Annotated in this window: 20 protein-coding genes; 12 read left to right on the top strand and 8 right to left on the bottom strand. The window is 71.5% G+C overall.

Annotated elements, in window-relative coordinates; genetic code table 11:
• Positions 1 to 154 precede the first annotated feature (154 nt).
• On the bottom strand, positions 155 to 1,915 hold the full coding sequence (locus V6N00_RS04280; protein ID WP_334230853.1) for a purine-cytosine permease family protein: 1,761 nt from the start codon (positions 1,913 to 1,915) through the stop codon (positions 155 to 157).
• A gap of 237 nt (positions 1,916 to 2,152) precedes the next feature.
• Here V6N00_RS04280 and V6N00_RS04275 point away from each other — a divergent pair, with 237 nt between their 5' ends.
• Positions 2,153 to 3,529 (top strand): ABC transporter substrate-binding protein, encoded by a 1,377-nt coding sequence (locus V6N00_RS04275; protein WP_334230852.1) that lies wholly within the window; start codon positions 2,153 to 2,155, stop codon positions 3,527 to 3,529.
• A 96-nt stretch (positions 3,530 to 3,625) separates the two neighbouring features.
• Here V6N00_RS04275 and V6N00_RS04270 read toward each other — a convergent pair whose 3' ends face one another.
• Genes V6N00_RS04270 through V6N00_RS04260 form a run of 3 tightly spaced genes read right to left on the bottom strand, consistent with a single transcriptional unit; the run spans position 3,626 to position 6,346 of the window.
• The gene (locus V6N00_RS04270) at positions 3,626 to 4,582 is read right to left on the bottom strand and encodes a carbohydrate ABC transporter permease (protein ID WP_334230851.1); all 957 of its coding nucleotides are present in this window, start codon (positions 4,580 to 4,582) and stop codon (positions 3,626 to 3,628) included.
• Positions 4,579 to 5,532: a carbohydrate ABC transporter permease gene (locus tag V6N00_RS04265; RefSeq protein WP_334230850.1), complete on the bottom strand. Its 954-nt coding sequence runs from the start codon at positions 5,530 to 5,532 to the stop codon at positions 4,579 to 4,581. Before V6N00_RS04265 ends, V6N00_RS04270 begins: the two co-directional genes overlap by 4 nt.
• A gap of 58 nt (positions 5,533 to 5,590) precedes the next feature.
• A complete protein-coding gene (locus V6N00_RS04260; RefSeq protein WP_334230849.1) occupies positions 5,591 to 6,346 on the bottom strand; it encodes an EAL domain-containing protein in 756 nt (251 codons plus the stop codon).
• A gap of 103 nt (positions 6,347 to 6,449) precedes the next feature.
• Here V6N00_RS04260 and V6N00_RS04255 point away from each other — a divergent pair, with 103 nt between their 5' ends.
• The 10 genes from V6N00_RS04255 to V6N00_RS04210 all read left to right on the top strand — a co-directional run bounded on the left by V6N00_RS04255 (position 6,450) and on the right by V6N00_RS04210 (position 16,875).
• Positions 6,450 to 6,668 carry a hypothetical protein gene (locus tag V6N00_RS04255; protein ID WP_334230848.1) on the top strand — a complete coding sequence of 73 codons (219 nt, stop codon included), beginning with the start codon at positions 6,450 to 6,452 and terminating at the stop codon, positions 6,666 to 6,668.
• Complete coding sequence (locus tag V6N00_RS04250) at positions 6,665 to 7,402, top strand: TlyA family RNA methyltransferase (RefSeq protein ID WP_334230847.1); 738 nt, start codon at positions 6,665 to 6,667, stop codon at positions 7,400 to 7,402. The genes V6N00_RS04255 and V6N00_RS04250 overlap by 4 nt, the downstream gene beginning before the upstream one ends.
• Positions 7,403 to 7,516: 114 nt before the next feature.
• Positions 7,517 to 8,521 (top strand): NAD kinase, encoded by a 1,005-nt coding sequence (locus V6N00_RS04245; RefSeq protein WP_334230846.1) that lies wholly within the window; start codon positions 7,517 to 7,519, stop codon positions 8,519 to 8,521.
• Positions 8,518 to 10,236, top strand: a complete 1,719-nt coding sequence (recN, locus tag V6N00_RS04240) for a DNA repair protein RecN (protein ID WP_334230845.1) — start codon at positions 8,518 to 8,520, stop codon at positions 10,234 to 10,236. The genes V6N00_RS04245 and recN overlap by 4 nt, the downstream gene beginning before the upstream one ends.
• A gap of 87 nt (positions 10,237 to 10,323) precedes the next feature.
• On the top strand, positions 10,324 to 12,045 hold the full coding sequence (locus V6N00_RS04235; RefSeq protein WP_334231185.1) for a CTP synthase: 1,722 nt from the start codon (positions 10,324 to 10,326) through the stop codon (positions 12,043 to 12,045).
• A gap of 3 nt (positions 12,046 to 12,048) precedes the next feature.
• On the top strand, positions 12,049 to 12,750 hold the full coding sequence (locus V6N00_RS04230) for an NUDIX hydrolase (protein ID WP_334230844.1): 702 nt from the start codon (positions 12,049 to 12,051) through the stop codon (positions 12,748 to 12,750).
• 51 nt (positions 12,751 to 12,801) lie between these two features.
• Positions 12,802 to 13,809 carry a site-specific tyrosine recombinase XerD gene (gene xerD, locus V6N00_RS04225; protein ID WP_334230843.1) on the top strand — a complete coding sequence of 336 codons (1,008 nt, stop codon included), beginning with the start codon at positions 12,802 to 12,804 and terminating at the stop codon, positions 13,807 to 13,809.
• A 162-nt stretch (positions 13,810 to 13,971) separates the two neighbouring features.
• Positions 13,972 to 14,502 carry an 8-oxo-dGTP diphosphatase gene (locus tag V6N00_RS04220; RefSeq protein WP_334230842.1) on the top strand — a complete coding sequence of 177 codons (531 nt, stop codon included), beginning with the start codon at positions 13,972 to 13,974 and terminating at the stop codon, positions 14,500 to 14,502.
• 173 nt (positions 14,503 to 14,675) lie between these two features.
• Complete coding sequence (locus V6N00_RS04215) at positions 14,676 to 15,344, top strand: PadR family transcriptional regulator (protein WP_334230841.1); 669 nt, start codon at positions 14,676 to 14,678, stop codon at positions 15,342 to 15,344.
• A 181-nt stretch (positions 15,345 to 15,525) separates the two neighbouring features.
• A complete protein-coding gene (locus V6N00_RS04210; RefSeq protein WP_334230840.1) occupies positions 15,526 to 16,875 on the top strand; it encodes a flavin-containing monooxygenase in 1,350 nt (449 codons plus the stop codon).
• A gap of 31 nt (positions 16,876 to 16,906) precedes the next feature.
• Here the strand turns inward: V6N00_RS04210 and V6N00_RS04205 are convergent, their stop codons facing one another.
• From V6N00_RS04205 to V6N00_RS04190, 4 genes are read right to left on the bottom strand one after another with little or no spacing between them, the layout of a single operon-like run.
• Positions 16,907 to 18,046: a bifunctional 2-methylcitrate synthase/citrate synthase gene (locus V6N00_RS04205; protein ID WP_334230839.1), complete on the bottom strand. Its 1,140-nt coding sequence runs from the start codon at positions 18,044 to 18,046 to the stop codon at positions 16,907 to 16,909.
• Positions 18,039 to 18,992: a methylisocitrate lyase gene (gene prpB / locus V6N00_RS04200; RefSeq protein WP_334230838.1), complete on the bottom strand. Its 954-nt coding sequence runs from the start codon at positions 18,990 to 18,992 to the stop codon at positions 18,039 to 18,041. The genes V6N00_RS04205 and prpB overlap by 8 nt, the downstream gene beginning before the upstream one ends.
• Before the next feature lie 47 nt (positions 18,993 to 19,039).
• Positions 19,040 to 20,569, bottom strand: a complete 1,530-nt coding sequence (locus V6N00_RS04195; RefSeq protein WP_334230837.1) for an MmgE/PrpD family protein — start codon at positions 20,567 to 20,569, stop codon at positions 19,040 to 19,042.
• Positions 20,570 to 20,614: 45 nt separating this feature from the next.
• Positions 20,615 to 21,406 carry a GntR family transcriptional regulator gene (locus tag V6N00_RS04190; protein WP_334230836.1) on the bottom strand — a complete coding sequence of 264 codons (792 nt, stop codon included), beginning with the start codon at positions 21,404 to 21,406 and terminating at the stop codon, positions 20,615 to 20,617.
• Between the two features lie 212 nt (positions 21,407 to 21,618).
• Between V6N00_RS04190 and V6N00_RS04185 the strand changes: the two genes are divergently transcribed.
• Entirely contained in the window at positions 21,619 to 23,565 is a 1,947-nt protein-coding gene (locus tag V6N00_RS04185) for an AMP-binding protein (protein ID WP_334230835.1), read from the top strand.
• Positions 23,566 to 23,668: the final 103 nt, after the last annotated feature.

Genomic DNA, 23,668 nt, shown 5'->3' with positions numbered 1-23,668 from the left:
TGCCACGGGGCCGGACATGGTGAGGGGTGGTCGGGCCTCCCCAGTCGGCCCGACCACCCCGGCTTTCACTCTAGGGAGAGTCACCCGCGCTTTGTCAATGGTTTCTCCCCAGTCGGATGCGACTCCGACACGACGCTGACGTGCGACGACGACGTCAGGTCCCGCTCGCCGGTACCGGATCGGGAGCCGTCTGCCCGGTGCGCGCGACCGCCGCCGTCGACGTGATGGCCCCCGCCGTGCCCGGTGCCGGCGGGTCGGCGGGCAGGACGTGGTCACCGCCCCGGTCGGTCGCCAGGGCGAGCGAGGAGATGAACAGCGGCTTCCCGTCGGCGCCCGTGCGGGCCGAGGCGATCATGTCCGGCCGCTCGAAGTCCAGGCCGGTGACGCAGCAGCGGAGCCGGACGTCGGACGGGTTGCCGTCGGCGTCGACCATCGGGATGGCGATGCCGTCGTCGGACCGGCGCAGGTAGTACCGGCCGCGGGTGGCGAGCGCCAGCACGGGCGGCAGGACGACCGCGAGGCCGACCGCCACGATCGGCGAGTACGGCTGCACCCCGGGCCCGAAGGTGCCGAAGAACACCGCGATGGAGGCGACCGCCGAGGCGAGCATGGACACGAATCCGACGGGGTTGATCGCGTACAGCATGCCGCGGCGGAACTCGGGCGCCTCGGGGGAGATCTTCAGCAGGTACTTGTTGATCCCGATGTCGGTGGCCACCGTGACGACCCACGCCATCGCACAGTTGGCGTAGAACCCGAGGATGGTGTTGAGGACGTCGAACATGTTCGCCTCCATCAGCGCCAGCGCGATGCCGAGGTTGACGATGACGAACACGAGCCGGCCGGGGTAGGTGCCGGTGATGCGGGTGAAGCTGTTGGTCCAGGCCAGCGAGCCGGAGTACGCGTTGGTGACGTTGATCTTGATCTGGGAGATGACGACGAGGACGACGGCGAGGGTCATCGCCAGCCACGCCGGCATCATCTCGCTGTAGACGCCGAGGAACTGGTGCACCGGCTCGTTCGCGGTCGCCGATGCCGCCGGGTCGAGGTTCGCGATGATGTAGACCGCGATGAACAGCCCGATCGCCTGCTTGAGCGCGCCGAAGACCACCCAGCCCGGTCCGGCCATGACGACGGCGGTCCACCAGGCGCGGCGGTTGGCCTCGGTGCGGGGTGGCATGAACCGCAGGTAGTCGATCTGCTCGGCGATCTGCGCCATCAGGGACAGACACACGCCGGCCGCCAGCATCACGGACGCGAGGTCCGGACTGCCGCTGCCGGTGGCCCCGCGGTAGTCGAAGAACTGGGACACCGACGCGGGGTGGGTGGCCACCAGGTACACCAGCGGGATGACCATGAGCAGCAGCCAGAGCGGCGTCGTCCACACCTGCAGCTTCGCGAGGATCTTCATGCCGTAGATGACGAGCGGGATGATCATCAGGGTCGAGACGGCGTAGCCGACCGGCCGCGGGATGCCGAGTCCCAGCTCGAGGCCCTGCGCCATGATCGAGCCCTCGAGCGCGAAGAAGATGAACGTGAAGGTCGCGAAGACGATGTTCGTCACCACGGAGCCGTAGTACCCGAAGCCTGCGCCGCGGGTGATCAGGTCCAGGTCGATGTTGTAGCGGGCCGCGTAGTAGGCCAGCGGGAAGCCGGTCACGAAGATGATGACGGCGGCGACGCCGATGCCGAGCACGGCGTTGACGGTGCCGTGGGCGATGCCGATGTTCGCGCCGATGGAGAAGTCCGCGAGGTAGGCGATGCCGCCGAGCGCGCTGGTGGCGACGACGGCCGGTCCCCAGCGGCGGTAGGACCGTGGCGCGAAGCGGAGCGTGTAGTCCTCGAGGGACTCGCGGGTGGCGGCGCGGGCATCGTCGGTGTCGGCCGGCGGGGTGGCGAGGGGTGCGGTACTCATCGTGGTCCTCCCGGGTCGGAGCAAGCGGGTGCTGACGGTTCCACCCTGACGACCCGCCGTTGCGACCACGTCAGGACCGTGTTTCCCCCCGGTGACACCTCCGCCGACAAGCCTGCGGACCCCGTCGCGTGGCGAGTTGCCGCGGTCCGGTGGCTGGTCTACGTTCATCTCACAAGCACGCTGATGAATCGGCGCACCCGTTGCCGGCCGACCGCCGGCGTTGATCGGAGGACAACGATGTCGTTTCCCGTCCGGCCCGCCTCGGCCGTGTTCCTCGTGTCCGCGCTCGCCCTCACGGGGTGCGGTGGCGGTGGCAGTTCGTCCGGAGGCGACTCCTCGTCGGCTCCGTCCTTCGGCGCCAGCGCCTCCGGCACCCTGAACGCCTGGGCGTTCGACAACGCCGACGACGTCGGCAAGGCCCGCCTCGCCTACGCCCAGAGCCAGCTCGGCGGCGTCCAGGTCAAGCTCGACCAGACGTCGTTCGACTCGCAGAAGTTCACCACCCGCGCCGCCTCGGGGGACCTGCCCGACGTCGTGCAGATGGACCGGGCGCTGATCGGCACCTACGCCGCGCAGGGCCTGATCAAGCCGCTGGATCAGTGCTATGCCGCGCACGACGTCGACGCGTCCAAGCAGTTCTACCCGTCCGTGACCGACTCGGTGAAGTACAAGAACCAGCTGTGGGCGGTGCCGCAGTTCTACCAGCCGGCCGCCATCATCACGAACACCCGGGTGCTGGACCAGGCCGGCGTCAAGGCCGACCAGCTCGACACCTCGAAGCCGGACCAGCTCGTGGCCGCCGCCAAGTCGATGTACCAGGCCAGCGGCGGCACGCCGATGCGGCTCGGCTTCGACCCCGTCGCCACGGGGCAGCCCGAGCTGTGGCTGCTGGCCAGTGGCGGCCGGCTCATGGACGAGAGTGGCAAGCCGGCCCTCGACGACCCGAAGAACGTCACCGCGATCGAGACGCTCAAGAAGATCTCCGACGCCCAGGGCGGCCACGCGAAGATCAAGAGTTTCTCGGACGCGTTCGACACGTTCGGCAAGAACAACCAGTACGTCAAGGACCAGGTGGGCGCGCAGGCCAACGCCCAGTGGTACCTGAATGTCCTCTCCCCGTACGTGGACCAGGAGAAGATCTCCGCGGTCCCGTTCAAGGGCGCCGACGGCAAGCCGATCACCTACGCCGGCGGCAGCGCGTTCGTCATCCCTGCCGGCGCCAAGAACCCGGACGCCGCGTGCGCCTGGGCGCTCAGCCTCGTCTCCCAGCAGTCCTGGGACGCCGCGGCGAAGGCCCGGTCCGCGACGCTGGCCAAGACCCCGGGCGCGATCAACACGGGCCTGTTCACCGGCTCGCCGGCCGCGGACACCGAGATCCGGCAGAAGTACGTCAAGGCCAGCGGCAACGCCGGCTTCGACCAGGCGATCAGCACGTTCTACGACATCGTCTCCTCCGGCAAGTCGATCGGCGTCTCACCCGCCGGTGAGGCGATCAAGAACGAACTGAAGAACGCGATCACGGCCGCCCTGCTCGGCCAGAAGCAGCCGCAGCAGGCGCTCGCCGACGCGCAGGCCGCCGCGATGCGCTCGTACAACCAGGACGCCGACCAGTAGGGATCAGCACCACCGCGACGCGACGGAGGGGGTCGGCCGAACGGCCGACCCCCTCCGTGCTGTCCGGGACGGTGCTGTCAGGGACGGTGGCCGCTCTCAGCCCTTCCGGCCCTGCGTGGCGACGCCCTCGATGAAGTAGCGCTGCGCGAAGGAGAACAGCAGCAGCATGGGGATGGTGACCACCAGCGCCGCGACCATGACGTACTGGTAGTCCCCGTGCCCGCCGTTGGTGGGGGAGAACATCGTCATCGCCCGCGCGATGCCCAGCGGCACCGTGTAGCCCTCGACCGTGCCGGCGTTGAGGTAGATCAGGGCGGCCTGCAGGTTGTTCCAGCTGGCCTGGAACTCGAAGATGAAGATGATGATGAGCGACGGGATGGACAGCGGCAGGGCGATCCGCCGGAACATCCCGACGTAGCTGGCGCCGTCGATCCGGGCCGCCTCGAACAGGTCCCGCGGCAGGCCGAGGAAGAACTGGCGCTGCAGGAAGATGTAGAACGCGGACCCGAAGAGGTTCATGCCGAACAGCGGGATCCACGTGCCGAGCACCCCGAGGTTCTTCCAGATCAGGTACTGGGGCACCATCGTGACCGCGCCGGGCAGCATCATCGTCGCCAGCACGAGCCCGAACAACACGTTGCGGCCCGGGAAGCGGAAGTACGCGAAGCCGAAGGCGACGACGGCGCTGGAGATCGTGACGAGCCCGGCGGCGATGACCGCGATGAGCACGCTGTTGCCGAGCCAGCTCAGCAGGGGCAGCTGCTGCCACACCTGCACGTAGTTCTCCGGCGTGAGGGTCTGCGGGATCAGCCGGTTGTCGAACACCTCGCCGCGCGGCTTCAGGCTCGCCGCGAGCAGCCACACCAACGGGTAGAGGAACAGTGCGGTGAACGCGATGAGCAGCACCCACAGCAGGACGGTTCCCGGCCGGACGCGGCGGCCCTGACTCTCGCCACCGCGGCGGGCGCGACGGTCGGCGCGGGCCGGGACGGGGACGGGTGCGGCGGCCAGCACGGGCGCCGGGTCGGTCTCCTCGGTGACCTTCTGGCTCACTGGGCACCTCCCTCGTAGTAGACCCAGCGGCGGGCGAGCCGTGTCTGGACCAGGCTGATGAGCATGATGATGACGAACAGGAGCCACGCCATCGCCGAGGCGAAGCCGAAGTTGAAGTCCCGGAACGCCTGCTGGAACAGGTAGATGCCGTAGAACAGGGACGACTCGGGCGAGGCGTTGGACTGGTCGCGCCAGAACAGCAGGTACGCCGAGTCGAAGACCTGCAGGGCCGCGATCGTCAGGACGATGACGTTGAAGAAGATGGTCGGGGAGATCATCGGCACGGTGATGGAGAAGAACCGCCGCACCGGCCCGGCGCCGTCCAGCTGCGCCGCCTCGTACAGGTCGGTCGGCACCGCCTTGAGTGCTGCGAGGAAGATGACCATGGTGCCCGAGACGCCCCACAGCGTCATCAGCACGATCGACGGCTTGACCCAGTTCGGGTCGACCAGCCACTGCGGCCCCTGGATGCCGACCGCCTTGAGCGCCTGGTTGATGGCGCCCGTGTTGCCGTTGAGCAGCAGGAGGAACACCGACGCAGTGGCCACGGCCGGCGTCATCTTCGGCAGGTAGAACACCGACCGGAAGAAGCCGGCGCCGCGGCCCACGCGGGAGAGCAGGAGCGCCAGCAGGAGGGCGAAGCAGATCTCCAGGGGGACGGCGAGCACCGCGAAGTAGAGGGTGTTCGCCAGCGCGGTGGCGACCTTCGGGTCGGAGAACAGCAGTTCGTAGTTGCGGGTGCCGACCGGGCGGGCGATGTTCGTGGCCAGGTTGTAGCGGCTGAAGGAGATGACGAGGCTGTAGGCCATCGCGCCGACGGTGAAGACGAGGAACCCGATGATCCACGGCGAGATGAACAGGTAGCCAGCGAGAGCCTCCCGGCGTCGCAGGCGCGACATCCGGGGCCGTCGGCCCGCCCGCGACGGCATCGTCGCCGAGGTTGCGTTCATGTCGTGAAGCGTACTTACTGTCGGGGACGGCGTCACGCCGGACGTAGGAGGCGGCGCCTCAGAGCGCGAAGGCGATCTCCGGCAGGCTCTCGAACGCCGGCCGGGCGTACAGGAACCCCTGGTGGTAGCGGACCCCGAGGTCGCGCAGGGTGCGGGCCTCCTCCGGCGTCTCGATGCCCTCGGCGACGAGGATCGTGTCGAGCTCCGCGCACAGGCCCACGACGGCCCGGACGACGGCCTGCCGCCGCGGGTCGGCGTCGATCCCGCGGACCAGCACCATGTCGAGCTTGAGCAGGTCCGTGGTGAAGCGGGCGAACAGGTCCAGGCCCGAGTGGCCCGCGCCGAAGTCGTCGACGGCGACCGTGAAGCCGATCTCGCGGTAGCTGTCGATGATGGACTCGATGTGGTCGGGCGAGGCCATCTGCTCGTTCTCGGTGAACTCGAAGATCAACCGGTCCAGCGGGAAGTCGTGCTGGCGGGCCGTGCGCAGGGTCAGCTGGATGCACGCGACCGGCGAGTAGACGGCGTTGGGCAGGAAGTTGATGGACAGCCGTGCCCCGGTCTGCGCGATGCCGGCCGCCATGGCCGTCTCGATCGCCTTGACGCGGCACGACTGGTCGAATCCGTAGCGGTTGGCGTCGGTCACCTGGTCGAGGACCGTCAGCGCGCCCTGCCCCTCGGGGCCGCGCACGAGCGCCTCGTACGCGAAGGGAGTGCCCTTGTCGACGTCGACGATAGGCTGGAAGGCCATGGAGAACGCGATGTCCAGCTCGTCGCCGTTCCGGCAGGCGCTGCAGGCGCCGGGGTTGCTCATGCTGAGGAGAATACGCACGTCACCCCGGTGATCCGGGTCGCCATGCCGGAAGCATGCTGGCCATGTCCGTGGTGACGCCGGCCCCGCCCCTAGACTGGCGGGCGTGAGCGAGCACGACGCAGCAGGGCCCACCTGGCCGGAGCTGCCGGACCTGGACGACCCGGCCCTGACCGACGACGCCGTCCGCGGCATCCTCGAACGGCTCGACGCCGTGCGCACCGGTGCGGCCGAGGATCCCGCCGCCCTCTACACCGACCTGCACGCCGCCCTCACCGCCGCCCTCGACGCTCCCGAGGGCCCGCGCCCGTCGCCGGCGCCGTGAGCCGCCTGGACGTCGAGCTCGTCGCCCGCGGGCTCGCCCGCTCCCGCACCCACGCCGCGACCCTGGTCCGGGAGGGCCGGGTCACCGTCAACGGCGCCCCGGCGGCCAAGGTCGCCCTCGCGACCGCGCCGGAGGACGACGTCGCGGTCAACGCCGCCGCCGAGGAGTACGTCAGCCGCGCAGGGCACAAGCTCGCCGGCGCGCTGCGCGCGTTCCCCGACGTGGCGGTGGCCGGCCGGCGCTGCCTCGACGCCGGCGCCTCCACGGGAGGTTTCACCGACGTGCTGCTGCGCGCCGGGGCCCGCGAGGTGGCCGCCGTCGACGTCGGGCACGACCAGCTCGTCCCGCAGCTGCGCGCCGATCCGCGGGTGCGCGTCGTCGAGGGCCTGAACATCCGCCATCTCACGGCGGAGGACATCGGCGGCCCCGTCGAGCTGACCGTCGCCGACCTCTCCTTCATCTCGCTGCGCCTCGTCGTCGAACCCCTCGCCGCCGTCACCGCACCCGGCGGGGACCTGCTGCTCATGGTCAAACCCCAGTTCGAGGTGGGCCGCTCGCGCCTCGGCAAGGGCGGCGTCGTCGTCGCCGACGCGGACCGGCGTGCGGCCGTCGACGGGGTCTCCGCCGCGGCGCGGGACGCGGGGCTGACCGTGCGCGGCGAGGCGACCAGCCCGCTGCCGGGCCAGGACGGCAACGTCGAGTTCTTCCTCTGGCTGGGCGCCCGCACCGGTTGAGCACCGCGTGAGCGGCAGGAGACCGTCGGCACCCCGGACGCCGTGGGTCGCCGGGTTGTCGACAGCCCGACGTCCGTCCCGGGCCCGTCCGCGTCGAACGCCTACGATCGACACATGACCCGCCGCATCCTGCTGTTGCCGCACACCGGGCGTCCCGACGCCGTCGACGCGACGGTCGCCACGGCCCGCCAACTGCAGGACGAGGGCCTCGCGGCGGTGCTCACCCGCACGGACCGGGACGCGCTCGCGGACGCCGGCGTCGAGATCGAGTGCGGCGAGATCCTCAACGAACACGTGAGCCTGGCCGACATCGAACTCGGCATGGTGCTCGGCGGCGACGGCACCATCCTGCGCTCGGCCGAACTCGTGCGGCACTCGGCCGTCCCGCTGCTCGGCGTCAACCTCGGGCACGTCGGCTTCCTCGCCGAGAGCGACCGCACCGACCTCGCGGAGACCATCCGCCTCGTCGCCGACCGCGCGTACGAGATCGAGGAGCGCATGACGATCGACGTCGCGGTGTGGCGCGACGGCCGGCAGGTGGACCACAACTGGGCGCTGAACGAGGCGAGCGTGGAGAAGTCCGACCGGGCCCGCATGATCGAGGTCGTCATGGAGGTCGACGGACGCCCGATCAGCACCTTCGGCTGCGACGGCGTCGTCATGGCCACCCCGACCGGATCCACCGCGTACGCGTTCTCCGCCGGCGGACCCGTCGTCTGGCCGGAGGTCGACGCGCTGCTCATGGTCCCGCTGAGCGCGCACGCCCTGTTCGCCAAGCCTCTCGTCGTCGCTCCGACGTCGACACTCGCGGTCGAGGTGCTCGACCGCACCGACGCCTCGGGGGTGCTCTGGTGCGACGGGCGCCGGGCGACCGAGGTGCCCACCGGGTCCCGGATCGAGGTCACCCGGTCGGCGACGCCGGTCCGGCTGGCCCGCACGCACCGGGCGCCCTTCTCGGAACGGCTGGTCCGCAAGTTCTCCCTGCCGACCGTCGGCTGGCGCGGCCCCTCTGCGGCGCACCCGTCCGCCCGCACGTCCAGTCGCGCATCGAGCAGTGCGGAAACCGGAGCGACGCCCAGCCGTGACGAGACGCCGGACAGCGCGGAGGCGCATCGATGATCGAGGAGATCCGGATCACCGACCTCGGCGTCATCACCGAGGCCACCCTGGCCCTCGGGCCCGGGCTGACCGTCGTCACCGGCGAGACCGGTGCCGGCAAGACCATGGTCGTCACCGCGCTCGGGCTGCTGCTCGGCGCCCGCGCCGACGCCGGGGCGGTCCGCGCCGGGGCGGCGACGGCGGTCGTCGAGTCCACCGTCCGGCTGGCCCCGGGCAGCTCGGCGTCCGACGCCGTCAGCGCCGCCGCCGAGGACGCCGGAGCCTCCCTCGAGGACGCCGGGGACGCGCTCGAACTGCTCATCGCCCGCACCGTGAGTGCGGAGGGCCGCAGCCGCGCCCACGCCGGCGGCCGGACCGTGCCCATCGGCGTCCTCGCCGGGATGGGCCACCACCTCGTCGCCGTGCACGGGCAGTCCGACCAGCTGCGCCTGGCCTCCCCGGCCGCCCAGCGCACCGCTCTGGACGCCTTCGCCGGGCCGGAGCTCGCCGCCGCGCTGGGGGAGTACCGGCAGACGTGGCAGCGGCACGGCGAGGCCGCCGCGACCCTGCGGGAGCTGATCGAGAACCGGCGGGAGCGGCTGCGCGAGGCGGAGAACCTGCAGACCGCCCTCGAGGAGATCGACACCACCGACCCGCAGCCGGGCGAGGACGACGCCCTGCGCGCCGAGGCGCTCAAGCTCGGGAACATCGAACAGCTGCGCATCGCCGCCCTCACCGCCCACCAGGCCCTCGTCTCGGACGGCGCCGACGACGCTCCCGATGTCGCCCGGCTGGTCGACGCGGCCCGGCGCGCCCTGGACGCCGAGTCCGCCGACGACGAGGAGATCGCCGCGGCCGCCACGCGGGTGGCCGAGGTCGGCTATCTCGTCGCCGACATCGCCTCGGACCTCGCCGGTTACTCGGCGCGCCTGGACGAGAGCGGTCCCGCCCGGCTCGCCGAGGTCGAGGACCGGCGCGCCGCCCTGACCACGCTGACGCGCCGCTACGGCTCGACGATCGACGAGGTGCTCGACTGGGCGGCGACGTCCCGGGCACGCCTGGACGAGCTGACCGACGACACGAGCCGCATCGAGGCGCTCCAGGCGGAGGTCGCCGAGGCCGAGACGACGATGACGGCGCAGGCCGCCCGGGTCACCGAGCTGCGCACCGCCGCCGCGGAGCGGCTGGCCACCGCCGTCAGCAGCGAGCTGACCGCGCTGGCGATGAAGGACGCCACCCTCGTCGTTCGCGTACAGGGCGGGGGAGAGCCCGGCCCGCACGGCGCCGACGAGATCGCCATGCTGCTCCAGCCCCACGCCGGCTCCGCGCCCCGGCCGCTCGGCAAGGGCGCCTCCGGCGGCGAGCTGTCCCGCGTCATGCTCGCCCTCGAGGTCGTCCTCGCGCAGGTGGACCCGGTGCCCACCTTCGTGTTCGACGAGGTGGATGCGGGCGTCGGCGGCAAGGCCGCGGTCGAGATCGGCCGCCGCCTCGCCCGGCTCGCGCAGCACGTCCAGGTCATCGTCGTCACCCATCTGCCGCAGGTGGCCGCCTTCGCCGACCGGCACATCCGGGTGCTCAAGACCTCGGACCGCGCCGCCGGCGTCACCACGAGCGACGTCTCCGTGCTCGACGCGGAGGACCGCGTCGTCGAACTCGCCCGCATGCTCGCCGGTCAGGAGCAGTCCGAGACGGCCCGCGCGCACGCCCGGGAACTGCTCGAGGCCGCCCGCGCCTGACACCTCAGCCGACACGTCGAGCCGGCTCGCGACACGCCGTCGTCGGCCCGTGTCGGCGGGTCGCGGGACTGGTGAGGGCCGTCGCTGCTGATAGGCTCGAACTCCGTGGTGCAGCGAACGAATACACACAGCGGATCCCCCATCAAAGGCTCGTCCACGATGACGCGTCACATCTTCGTGACGGGGGGTGTGGCGTCCTCCCTCGGCAAGGGCCTGACGGCTTCCAGCCTCGGTCACGTCCTGCGCAAGCGCGGTCTCTCCGTGACGATGCAGAAGCTCGACCCGTACCTGAACGTGGACCCGGGCACCATGAACCCGTTCCAGCACGGTGAGGTGTTCGTCACCGACGACGGCGCCGAGACCGACCTGGACATCGGGCACTACGAGCGGTTCCTCGACGAGAACCTCAACGCCTCCTCGAACGTGACCACCGGCCAGGTGTACTCGTCCGTCATCGCCAAGGAGCGGCGCGGCGAGTACCTCGGTGACACCGTGCAGGTCATCCCGCACATCACCGACGAGATCAAGAACCGGATGCGCTTCGCCGCGAGCACCCCGAACGCGCCGGACATCATCATCACCGAGATCGGCGGCACCGTCGGCGACATCGAGTCGCAGCCGTTCCTCGAGGCCGCCCGCCAGGTCCGCCAGGACATCGGCCGTGCCAACGTGTTCTTCCTGCACGTCTCCCTCGTGCCGTACATCGGCCCGTCGCAGGAGATGAAGACCAAGCCGACGCAGCACTCCGTCGCCGCGCTGCGGAGCATCGGCATCCAGCCGGACGCCATCGTCCTGCGCGCCGACCGGCCCGTGCCGGACGCGATGCAGATCAAGATCGGCCGCGCCTGCGACGTCGACCCCGAGGCCGTCATCGCCTGCCCGGACGCCCCGAGCATCTACGACATCCCCAAGACGCTGCACGCGCAGGGGCTGGACGCGTACATCGTGCGGCACCTCGGCCTGTCCTTCAAGGACGTCGACTGGACCGACTGGGACCGGCTGCTCGAGGCCGTGCACCACCCCAGGCACGAGGTCGAGGTCGCGCTCGTCGGCAAGTACATCGACCTGCCCGACGCCTACCTCTCCGTCACCGAGGCGCTGCGCGCCGGCGGCTTCGCGACCGATGCCAAGGTGTCGCTGCGCTGGGTCCGCTCGGACGAGTGCGCGACCCCCGAGGGTGCCCGCAAGGCGCTCGAGGGCGTCGACGCGATCTGCGTGCCCGGCGGCTTCGGCATCCGCGGCCTCGAGGGCAAGCTCGGCGCCCTGCGCTGGGCCCGCGAGAACCAGGTGCCGGCGCTCGGCCTGTGCCTCGGCCTGCAGTGCATGGTCATCGAGTACGCCCGGCACGTGGTCGGCTGGGAGGACGCCTCCTCGAGCGAGTTCGAGTCCGACTCGTCCCACCCGGTGATCGCCACCATGGCCGAGCAGAAGAGCATCGTGGCCGGTCAGGGCGACATGGGCGGCACCATGCGGCTCGGCCTGTACCCGGCGGACCTCGCGGAGGGCTCCATCGTCGCCGAGGTCTACGGCGCATCGACCGCCTCCGAGCGGCACCGGCACCGCTACGAGGTCAACAACGAGTTCCGCCCGCAGATCGAGGAGGCCGGCCTGGTGTTCTCCGGCCTGTCACCGGACCGCGAGCTGGTCGAGTACGTCGAACTGCCCCGCGACGTGCACCCCTACTACGTCGGCACGCAGGCGCACCCCGAGCTCTCGTCCCGGCCGACGCGTCCGCACCCGCTGTTCTCCGGCCTCGTGCAGGCCGCCCTGCAGCGCCAGCGCGACGGCCGCCTGGTCGAGGTGAACTGACGCATGGCGACCCCGCTGGAGGACGTCCACGGCGAACGCTTCACCCGCAGCTCCGAGGTCGTCTTCGACGGCAAGATCTGGGACGTGCGGACCGAGGTCTTCACCCTCACGGAGGACGGCGACCCGATCACCCGGGAGTACGTCGACCACACCGGTGCCGTGTCGATCGTCGCGCTGAACGACGACTGGCAGATCCTGCTGATCAAGCAGTACCGGCAGCCCGCGCGGATGACCATGTGGGAGATCCCCGCCGGCCTGCTCGACGTCGAGGGCGAGGACGTGCAGACCGCGGCCGCGCGGGAACTGGCCGAGGAGGCCGACCTCGTCGCGGAGCGGTGGAACGTCCTCGTCGACTTCCACAACTCACCCGGCTCCTCGTCCGAGGTGCAGCGGGTCTACCTGGCGCGCGGGCTCCGGCCGGTGCCCGAGGAGGACCGGCACCAGCGCGAGGACGAGGAGGCCGAGATCGAGGTCGGCTGGTTCGACGTGCAGGACGCCGTCGAGGCCGTCCTCGCGGGCCGGCTGCACAGCCCGTCCGCCGTCGTCGCGATCCTCGCCACCGCCGCGGCGCAGGCCACCGGCTTCGACCACCTCCGCCCGGCCGACGCGCCGTTCCCCGAGGACCCGACGAAGCCGGAGAACGCGCGGCACGACATCACGCCGGAGGCGCGTCAGCAGGTGACGAGCGCGCCCGACCGCGGCTGACCCGTGGCTGCTCCCGAGCCCTCCGTGACACGACCGTCTGCTGGGTCGCCGGTGTCCGCACCGACCCCGGCGGACGACCCCTTCCGGGCCGGCCCCGTGGGGCGGGCGGCGGGGGAGTACCTCGTGCACGTGAGCGTCGAACGCGGCCTCGCGGGCAACACCCTGGCCGCGTACCGCCGTGACCTGCGGCGCTACCTGCTGTTCCTCGCCTCGCGGTCGGTGACCCGGCCGGCCGACGTCACCCGCGCCGACGTCAGCGCCTTCGCCCAGGCGCTCGGCGACGGCGCGGACGGGGGCGCCGCCCTGAGCGTTCGATCCGCCGCGCGCACGGTCGTCGCCGTCCGAGGGCTGCACAGGTACTGGGCGCTCGAGGGGCTGACGCCGACCGATCCGGCCGCCGAGGTGCACCCACCGATGCCCGGCAAACGGCTGCCCAAGGCGATCAGCGTCGACGAGGTGGACCGGATCCTGCGGGCCGCCGGCTCGGACACCGCCACCGGCCTGCGGGACCGCGCCCTGCTCGAGTTCCTCTACGCCACCGGCGCCCGCATCAGCGAGGCCGTCGGGCTCGACGTCGACGACGTCTTCCTCGCCTCGTCGTTCGACACGCTCCCGTCGTCCGCTTCCGAGGACGCCGGGGAGATGACCGACGTCGTGCGCCTCTTCGGCAAGGGCTCCAAGGAGCGCGTCGTGCCGCTGGGCTCCTACGCCGTCCGCTCGGTCGACGCCTATCTGGTGCGCGGCCGTCCCGCGCTGGCGGCGAAGGGGAAGGGCGATGCCGGCCTGTTCCTCAACGCCCGAGGCGGCCGGTTGAGCCGGCAGAGCGCGTGGAGCATCCTCAAGGCCGCGGCGGAGAAGGCGCAGATCACGCGCGAGGTCTCCCCGCACACGCTGCGCCACTCCTTCGCGACCCACCTGCTCGAGGGCGGCGCGGACGTCCGCGTCGTGCAGGAGCTGCTCGGCCACGCCTCTGTGACGACGACGCAGGTCTACACGCTGGTCACGGCAGACACGCTGCGCGAGGTCTACGCGGCGGCCCATCCGCGGGCTCTCGGGTAGGGGGGCCGGCCCGGATCCACTCGCCGCGCGCACCCAGTCCCGGAACAGGCCGGGCTCGTCGGGGACAGGGCGTTCTGTCCCGAACGGCGGCGGCGTGTCGTGGGACCCGGTGTGGCGCCGGACGGACCGCCGCCGTGCGCGCCCGGGCCCTACGCTGGGGCCGTGACCTTTCCGCCCGTGCCCGTCCCGGATCTGCCGACCCGGGAGACGTTGACGCCCATTGCCCTGTGCTTCCCGCTGCGTGTGCGGGACGGCGTCCCCGAGGTGCTGCTCGGCCTGAAGAAGACCGGCTTCGGGGTCGGCCGGATGGTCGGTCTCGGCGGTCACGTCGAGCCGGGGGAGAGCGACGCCGAAGCCGCCTGCCGGGAGCTGGCGGAAGAATGCGGCCTGACCACCACCGTCGACGCCGTCAGCCTCGCCGGCGTCGTCGATTTCCACTTCCCCGCGCAGCCGGCGTGGTCGATGGCGACGGCGCTGTTCACCACGCGGGACTGGACGGGTTCTTTGACGGAGACGGACGAGATCGCGCCTGCCTGGTTCCCCCACGCCGTACTGCCGGTCGAGCGCATGTGGGCCGATGCCGAGCACTGGCTCCCGCGGATGCTGGCGGGGGAGCGGCAGCACACGGTCGTCGTTCTCGCTGATGACAACGAGACGGTCCGCGCCACGTGGAGCGGTCCGCTGACGCTCTGAGCGAACGTCTTCCGGACTCTTGTATCGCGTTGTATCGCGATATATCGTTAACGCACGCATCGACGATCGGCTCGCAGAGCCGACCCGGTGCGGGCGGGCCGGAAGGCCGGCTCGCAGACCTTTCAGCACCACAGGAGGTCGCGATCATGCGACACCATCATGGATTTCCCGGCGTGGGCGACGACGCCGGCCGCGGCTTCGGCCCGGGCGGCTGGGGCGGAGGCCCCGGCTGGCCCGGCGGCCGCGGCGGATTCGGACCCGGCTTCGGCGGCGGCGGCCGCCCGCCCTGGGCCGGCGGTGACCCCGCCGCCTGGTTCGGCTCCATGGGCTTCGGCCCACGGGGCTGGGGCGGTCCCGGCGGGCGACGCCGGGCCGGCCGTGGCGACATCCGTCTCGCCGTCCTCGCGGTCCTGGCCGAGGCGCCGTCGAACGGGTACGGGGTGATGAAGACCATCGCCGCGCGCACGGAGGACGCCTGGACCCCGAGCGCAGGCTCGATCTACCCGATCCTCGCCCAGCTCGTGGACGAGGAACTCATCGCCGGTGAGGGCCAGGGCCGCAGCGTCGACTACGCGCTCACCGGCGAGGGCCGCACCTACGTCGAGGAGCACCGCGAACGGATCGACGCGGTCTGGGACACCGCACCCTCGCACGGGCCCTGGCCCGGGTCCGAGACCATCGAACTGTTCAGCAGCATTGCCGAACTGGCGAAGGCGGCCAAGCAACTGCGCAGCGCCCCGGAGGCGCAGCAGCGCGCCGCGATCAAGGAGGTCGACGCCGCCCGGCGGGCGATCTACCGCATCCTCGCCGAGGAGGAGCCTCCCGAGGAGGACGAGGCCTGACACCGGCCAGCGTCGACCTTCCGGGTCCCGCCCAGAGCGGCACCCGGAGGTCGGTGGCGGACCGGTCGCCGTCGGCCGGTGGCGGGTGTTCAATGGCCTCATGGCCGTGTCATCGACGCCACGTCGCCACGTCGTACGCGCAGCGCTCGTGCCGCCGGAACCCGATCCCTCACTGCCCCGCGTGTGCGTCATCGGGGCCGGCTGCTGCGGTTTGACGACGATCAAGGCACTGGCGGCGGCCCGGATCCCGTTCGCCTGCTACGAACAGGGCTCCGTGATCGGCGGGAACTGGGTCTACCGCAACACCAACGGCCGCTCCGCCTGCTACGACAGCCTGGAGATCAACACCTCGTGCCCACGGATGGCGTTCTCGGACTTCCCGATGCCCGCGGACTACCCGCCGTACGCGATGCACCACCAGGTCGCCGCCTACTTCGCGGCCTATGCCGACCACTTCCGCCTCCGTGACCGGATCACCTTCGGAACGACGGTCGAGCACGTCCGCCCCGCCGTCGGCGGCTGGGACGTCACGATCCGGACGCACGGCGAATCAGCCGGTGACGCCGCCCGCACGGAGCGGTTCGACGCCGTCGTCGTGGCCAACGGGCATCACTGGGACGCCCGCTGGCCCGATCCGGCGTATCCGGGCACGTTCGACGGCGAGCAGATGCACTCCCACGAGTACCGCAGCGCCGAGCAGCTGGCCGGACGCGACGTCGTCGTGGTCGGCTCCGGCAACTCGGCGATGGACATCGCGGTGGCCGCCGCGCGCGTCGGCCGCTCCGCCACGATCTCCCAGCGACGCGGTGAGTGGGTGTTGCGCAAGTTCCTGCTGGGCCGTCCCTCGGATCAGATCGCCCTCCCGGGCTGGATGCCGTGGTGGGCGACGCGTGCCCGCCTGCGCGTCGGCGCCCTGCTGTCCGGTGACACCGCCCGGCTCGGCCTGCCCCGGCCGGGTCACGCCCCGGGCCAGTCCCACCCCGTCCAGTCCGAGGGCATCCGGGCGGCGCTCCGGTCCGGGCGCCTCACCCCGCGTCCCGGCATCGCGCGGTTCGACGGGCGCGACGTCGTCTTCGTCGACGGCAGCCGCGTCCCGGCGGACCTGATCATCTGGGCAACCGGCTACCGGGTCTCCTTCCCCTTTCTCGACGACGACCTCCTGACGGTGCAGGACAACGACCTGCCGCTGTGGAAGCGGGTGATCCACCCGGACCTGCCGGGCCTGTACTTCGTCGGGCTGCTGCAGCCGGTCGGGGCGGTGATGCCGCTGGCCGAGGCCCAGGGCGCCTGGATCGCGGACCTGGTCAGCGGGGCCGCGGCGCTGCCGGACGCCGACACCATCCGCACCGAACTGCGTGCCGACGACCGGATCGCCAAGCGCCGCTTCTACCGCTCGCCGCGACACACCATGGAGGTCGACTTCGACCACTACCGGTTCGACCTGCGGCGGGAGCAGCGCCGCGGCCGCCGCCGGGCGGCCCGGAACGGCGTGCCGGAACGCCGACGGCCGGGGGCCACCCGACACGGGTGACCACCGGCCGTCGCCGTCGGAGGGACGAGACTCAGCTCAGGTGACGCTCGTCCGGACCGTTGTACTCGCTCAGCGGACGGATCAGCGCGTTGGCCTCGAGCTGCTCCATGATGTGGGCGGTCCACCCGGAGATCCGGGAGGCGACAAACAGCGGCGTGAACGTCGGGGTGTCGAAGCCCATCAGGTGATACGCGGGGCCGGCCGGGTAGTCGAGGTTCGGCTTGATGTTCTTCGCCTCGCCCATCGACTTCTCGAGCCCGTTGTAGAGGCCGAGGACCTCGGGCCGGTCGTAGTGCTCGATCATCGCGTCGAGCGCGGCCTTCATGGTGGGCACGCGCGAGTCACCGTTCTTGTAGACGCGGTGCCCGAAGCCCATGACCTTCTTCTTCTGCGCCAGGGCGTCGTCCATCCACGCCTTCGCGCGCGCCTCGGCCTCCTCGGCGGTCTCCTCCTGGCGGATGCCGATCTCGTCGAAGGTGTGCATGACGGCCTCGTTGGCGCCACCGTGCAGCGGGCCCTTCAGCGCGCCGATCGCGCCGACGACCGCGGAGTGCAGGTCCGACAGGGTCGAGGTGATGACGCGTGCCGTGAACGTCGAGGCGTTGAAGGAGTGCTCGGCGTACAGGATCATCGAGACGTTGAACGCGTCGACGACAGGCTGCGCGGCCTCCTCGCCGAACGTCATCCACAGGAAGTTGGCCGAGTAGCCCAGGTCCTCACGCGGTTCGACGAGCTCCTGACCGCGGCGACGCCGCTGGTCGTAGGCGACGACGGCCGGCATGGCCGCGAGCAGCGACTTCGCCTTCGCGAGGTTGGCCTCCTTCGAGGAGTGCTCCGCCGTCGGGTCCTGCGCGCCGAGGACCGACGCGGCGGTGCGGCACACGTCCATCGGGTGACAGGTGTCCGGCAGGGCGTCGATGACCTGCTTCAGCTCGGGCGAGAGGGCGCGGTGCGCACGCTCGAACGCGGTGAACTCGGCCAGCTCGTCGTCGGACGGCAGCTCACCGTTCCACAGCAGCAGGGCCACCTGCTCGAAGCTGCACGACGCCGCCAGCTCCTGAACCGGGTAGCCGCGGTAGAGCAGCGAGTTGGTCTCGGGGTTGACCTTCGAGACGGCGGTGGTGTCGACGACGACGCCCGCGAGCCCCTTCTTGATGTCGGTCTCAGCCATGCATTCCTCCTGTGGTGGTGGGCCCGGAGGCAGACGTCCCCGGGACCTGGAAGTTGAAGACCCCCGTGTCGAACCGGTTGTACGCCTCGTAGTCAACGAGATCGTACAGCCGGGCCCGCGTGGCCATGTCCGGGACCGCGGCGTCCTGCGTCCCGTCGGCGGTGAGGGTGTCCAGTGCCCGCTCGGCCGCCCCGAGGGCGATCCGCAGCAGGGTCACCGGGTAGATGATCATCGCGACGCCCGCGTCGGCCAGCTCGCTGCGCGTGAAGAGGTCGGACTTGCCGAACTCCGTCATGTTCGCGAGCACCGGCACGTCGACGGCCTCGCAGATGGCCGCGAACTCCTCGACCGAGGCCATCGCCTCGGGGAAGATGGCGTCAGCCCCGGCGTCGACGAGGGCCTTCGCCCGCTCGACGGCGGCGGCCAGGCCGGCCGGCCCGGCGTCCAGGGCCCGGATGTCGGTGCGCGCCATGATGAGGAAGTTCTCGTCGCGACGCCCGTCCGCGGCCGCCTTGATCCGCTTCAGGGCGGTCTCCGTGTCGACGACGGCCTTCCCGTCCAGGTGGCCGCAGCGCTTCGGGTTGATCTGGTCCTCGATGTGGCAGCCGGCGAGGCCTGCGTTCTCGAGTTCCTGCACGGTGCGGGCCACGTTCATCGGCTCACCGAAGCCGGTGTCCGCGTCGACCAGGGCCGGCAGGTCCGTCATCCGGGCGATCTGCCCGGCGCGGGTGGCGACCTCGGTGAGGGTGGTCAGCCCGATGTCGGGTAGGCCGAGGTCGTTGGCCAGGACCGCGCCGGAGATGTAGACCCCGTCGAAGCCCTTCTGCTCGATCAGCCGCGCGGAAAGCGGGTTGAACGCGCCGGGGAACTGCCGGGCCGCACCGGGCACCAGCATCTCCCGCAGCGTCGCCCGCTTGGCCTGCGGCGTCGTCGTGGAGTACAGCATGGGAAGTCCTTCTCTCTCTCAGAACAGGTCGATGGAGAGCGGCCGGCTCAGAACAGGCCGGTGGGGGCGGCGGCCAGGTCGATGACGCCGTCGGCGGCCTGGATGTTGAGGGCGTCCAGCTCCCCGGCGCCCAGCTCCGGCAGGCGCGCGGCGGCGTCGAGGAAGCGGTCCATCTCGGCGTCGTCGACGAGCCCGGTGGCCAGCGTGCGGAACTTCTGGACGTACTGCTCGCGGCCGAAGGGACGCGCACCGAGCGGGTGCGCATCGGCGACGGCGATCTCGTCGGTGATGACCCGCCCGTCGTTCAGCGTGATCTCCACGGAACCGCCGAACGCCTTCTCGGCGATGTCGAGGGAGTGGTAGCGGCGGGTCCACTCGGGATCTTCGGTCGTGGTGACCTTGCGCCACAGCTCGACGGTGTCCGGGCGGCCCGCACGCTCGGGAGCGTAGGAGTCGACGTGGTGCCAGGCGCCGTCCTGCAGCGCGACCGTGAAGATGTACGGGATCGAGTGGTCCAGGGTCTCGCGCGACGCCGTGGGGTCGTACTTCTGCGGGTCGTTCGCGCCGGAGCCGATCACGTAGTGGGTGTGGTGGCTGGTCTTGATCAGCACGGAGGCGACATTCGCCGGGTCCACCAGCTCGGGGTGCTCGCGGTGCAGCTTGCGGGCCAGGTCGATCCACGCCTGCGCCTGGTACTCGGCCGAGTGCTCCTTGGTGTAGGTGTCCAGGATGGAGCGCTTCGCCTCACCCGCGCCGGGCAGCGGCACGTCGTAGGCGCCCTGCGGTCCGTCGAGCAGCCAGGCGATGACGCCGTCCTCGCCCTCGTAGATCGGCACGGGAGAGGTCTGGCCGCGCATCGCCCGGTCGACGGCCTCGACGGCCATCTTCCCGGCGAAAGCCGGCGCGTGGGCCTTCCACGTGGAGATCTCGCCCTTGCGGGACTGGCGGGTGGCGGTGGTGGTGTGCAGCGCCTGGCCGACGGCCTGGAAGATCGTCTCGACGTCCAGGCCGAGCAGGGTGCCGATGCCGGCCGCCGCGGAGGGCCCGAGGTGGGCGACGTGGTCGATCTTGTGCGCGTGCAGGCAGATGGCCCGGACGAGGTCGACCTGGATCTCGTACCCGGTGGCGATGCCGCGGATCAGGTCGGCGCCGTTGCGGCCGGTGTGCTGGGCGACGGCGAGGATCGGCGGGATGTTGTCGCCCGGGTGGGAGTACTCGGCGGCGAGGAACGTGTCGTGGTAGTCGAGCTCGCGCACGGCGACGCCGTTGGCCCAGGCGGCCCACTCGGGGGAGGTGCGGTGCTCGGCCGCGGCGTCGAGGCCGAAGAGGAGGGCGCCCTTGCCGCCGCGGGAGGACGGGTGCGTGAGGGCCTGCGCGCGGGCGGCGACGATCGGGCCGCGGTTCAGCGAGGCGATGGCGACGGAGGCGTTGTCGATGATCCGGTTGATCACCATGGCGGTGACCTCGTCGTCGACGGCGACCGGGTCGGCGGCGACCTGGGCGATCAGGTGGGCGAGCTGCTCCTCGCGGGGCAGGTTCTCCTCGCTGCGGTGCACGCGCACGTGGTGGGTCTGCATCGGGTGGTGGTCCTCTCGACTGGTGTTCGGGGTGGTCGGGTCGGGTCAGGTGAGTCGGGTGGCAGGTTCGGTCCGGACGCCGGTGGGGCCGTGCGGCTCGTCGGTGATGGCCGCGGTGACGCCACGCAGGGCGTTGGCCAGGTGGACGCGGGTGGCGGCGACGGCGAGGTCGGCGTCGCCGGCGGCGATGGCGTCGGCGATCGCGGCGTGTTCGAGCGCCGACTCGGCGAGGCGGTGCGGGTTGTCGCGGGCGAGCCGGCGCAGCCGGGTCAGCTGTGTGCGCAGGCGGCGCTGCGCCTCGAGCAGATGCGGGTTGGCGACGGCGTCGTCGATCTCGTCGTCGAGCTGCCCGACGAGGTCGTAGTAGGCGTCGGTCCGGTCGTCGTCCGGACCGTCGTCGCTGTTGACACCGTCGTCGTCAGCGCCGTCGTCCTCGCCTGCGCCGTCCGCGTGACCGGCGCCGCCGGTCACCCCGGCATCGACCGCGGCGAGGAGGCCCGCCGCTGCCCGCAGTCGACCCGCCAGACCGGCGAAGACGGCCGGGTCCGCCCGGTGGGCGGCCAGGGCGGCAGCGCGCCCGTCGAGTGCGATGCGCACGTCGAACAGATCGCGGGCGTCCGCGAGGGAGACATCGGTGACGGTGACACCCCGGCCACCCTGAGGAGCGGCGAGGCCGTCCGCGACGAGTCGTCCCAGGGCCTCGCGGATCGGGGTGCGGGAGACGCCGAGGCGGGCGGAGAGCTCCGTCTCGGCGAGAGTCGTCCCGGGCGGCATCCGCCAGTCGACGATCTCGGTGCGGAGCCGGAAGTAGGCGAGATCGCTGGCTCGCTGGGCCATCGCACCGTCCCTTCTCCTCGACCGCGGTTGCGTCGTTCGGCCCGTCGACTCGGTCGTGGCCGCGGCGCCATCCTTCGCCAGTGTATACACAGATGCGCCAAATTGCGCTCGACACCGCCTGTTCATTCCGATGTGTATACAAAGCTCTGGTCTTCGCCGGTCCGGACGTCTACCATGAGCTGCGTCACATCCGACGAGCAGAGGGGCACGCGGTGACTGCAGGGGCGTACCAGCGCGCGTACGAGAAGAGCCTGACCGACCCTAAATCGTTCTGGCTGCAGGCGGCTGCCGGCGTCGAGTGGGAGGTTCCTCCGACCCGTGCGCTCGACGACTCCCGGGCACCGCTCTACCGGTGGTTCCCGGACGCCCGGCTGAACGCGTGTGCCAACGCGCTGGACCGTCACGTCGCTGCCGGTCACGGGGATCGGACCGCGCTCGTGTACGACTCGGCCATGCTCGGCGCCACCGAGAGCTTCACCTATGCGCGCCTGCTGGACGAGGTGAGCCGCTTCGCCGGGGTGCTGCGGGCGCAGGGGGTCGACCAGGGCGACCGGGTGATCCTCTACCTGCCGATGATCCCGCAGGCCGTCATCGCGATGCTCGCGTGCGCCCGGATCGGTGCGGTCCACTCGGTGGTCTTCGGCGGCTTCGCGCCCCGCGAGGTCGCCAGCCGGGTCAGGGACGCGGCCCCGACGGTGATCGTCACCGCCAGTGGCGGCCTCGAGCCGAATCGTCGGGTCGAGTACCTGCCGGCGGTGGACGAGGCCCTGCGGTTGAGCGGGCACCGGGTGCGCGCGGTGATCGTGGCCGAGCGGGACGGCTTCGCGCACGACCGGTCGGAGTTCGACGGCGCCGGCTCGGACGGAGCGGGCGACGCCGTGCCGTGGTTGTCCTGGACGGAGGAGATGGCCGGCGCCACGGCGGTCGACCCGGTCCCCGTCGCGGCCACCGACCCTCTCTACATCCTCTACACGTCCGGCACCACCGGGACGCCGAAGGGTGTCGTGCGCGACACCGGTGGCGCGTGCGTGGCGCTGACCTGGTCGATGGCCAACATCTACGACGTCGGGCCCGGCCAGGTGATGTGGACTGCCTCGGACGTCGGCTGGGTGGTCGGGCACTCCTACATCGTGTACGGGCCGCTGCTGGCGGGCGCGACCACCGTCCTGTACGAGGGCAAGCCCGTCGGTACCCCCGACGCCGGAGCCTTCTGGCGAGTCATCGACGATCACCGCGTCGACGTCCTCTTCACCGCGCCCACGGCGCTGCGCGCCATCCGGAAGGCCGATCCGGAGGCGTCGTTGCTGGCCGAGCACGACCTCTCGTCGCTGCGCACCTTGTTCGCCGCCGGGGAGCGGCTGGACACCGACACCTACCGGTGGGCGGCCGAGCACCTGCAGGTGCCCGTGGTCGATCACTGGTGGCAGACGGAGACGGGGTGGGCGATCTGCGTGAATCCCCGTGGCCTCGAGGCCCTGCCGATCAAGCCGGGCTCGCCGACCGTGCCCGCGCCCGGGTTCGACCTCGAGATCGTCGACGGATCGGGCGCGCCGCAGGCCTCGGGCGACGAGGGCAACATCGTCATCCGGCTGCCGCTGCCGCCGGGCACGCTGACCACCCTGTGGGGCAGCGACGAGCGGTACGTGTCGTCCTATCTGACCGCGTTCCCCGGCTTCTACGCGACCGGTGACTCCGGCTACCGCGACGAGGACGGCTACCTCTTCGTCATGGGCCGCACCGACGACGTCATCAACGTGGCCGGTCACCGCCTCTCGACGGGCGCGATCGAGCAGGTGGTCGGTTCGCACCCGGCCGTCGCCGAGTGCGCCGTCATCGGGGTCGCGGATGCCCTCAAGGGCCAGAAGGCGGTCGCCTACGTCGTGCTCAAGTCGGGCGTCGACGTCGAGCCCGAGGACCTGCAGCGGCAACTCGTGGGCCTCGTGCGCCAGGAGATCGGCCCGGTGGCCGACTTCCGCACCGCCGTCGTGGTCGACGCCCTGCCCAAGACCCGGTCCGGCAAGATCCTGCGCAAGACCATGCGGCAGATGGCCGACGGAGAGGACTACGTCGTCCCGTCGACCATCGAGGATCCCGCCGTCATCGACGCGCTCCAGCCGGTTCTGCGGCCGGAACCCAGGACAGCGTCCGAGCGGGCCTGACCGGAACGGCCATACCACTCGACGTCGCTGGTTCTGGTGGTACCGGCCGGGCCCGCTCGACGGTGCCGTGGCGGACGTGGCTGTTCCCGCCGGATCGCCGACG

Source organism: Tersicoccus mangrovi (genome assembly GCF_036881825.1).
GTDB lineage: Bacteria > Actinomycetota > Actinomycetes > Actinomycetales > Micrococcaceae > Tersicoccus > Tersicoccus mangrovi.
Note: the sequence above shows the minus strand (reverse complement) of the source record. Positions and strands in the feature narration are given on the sequence as shown.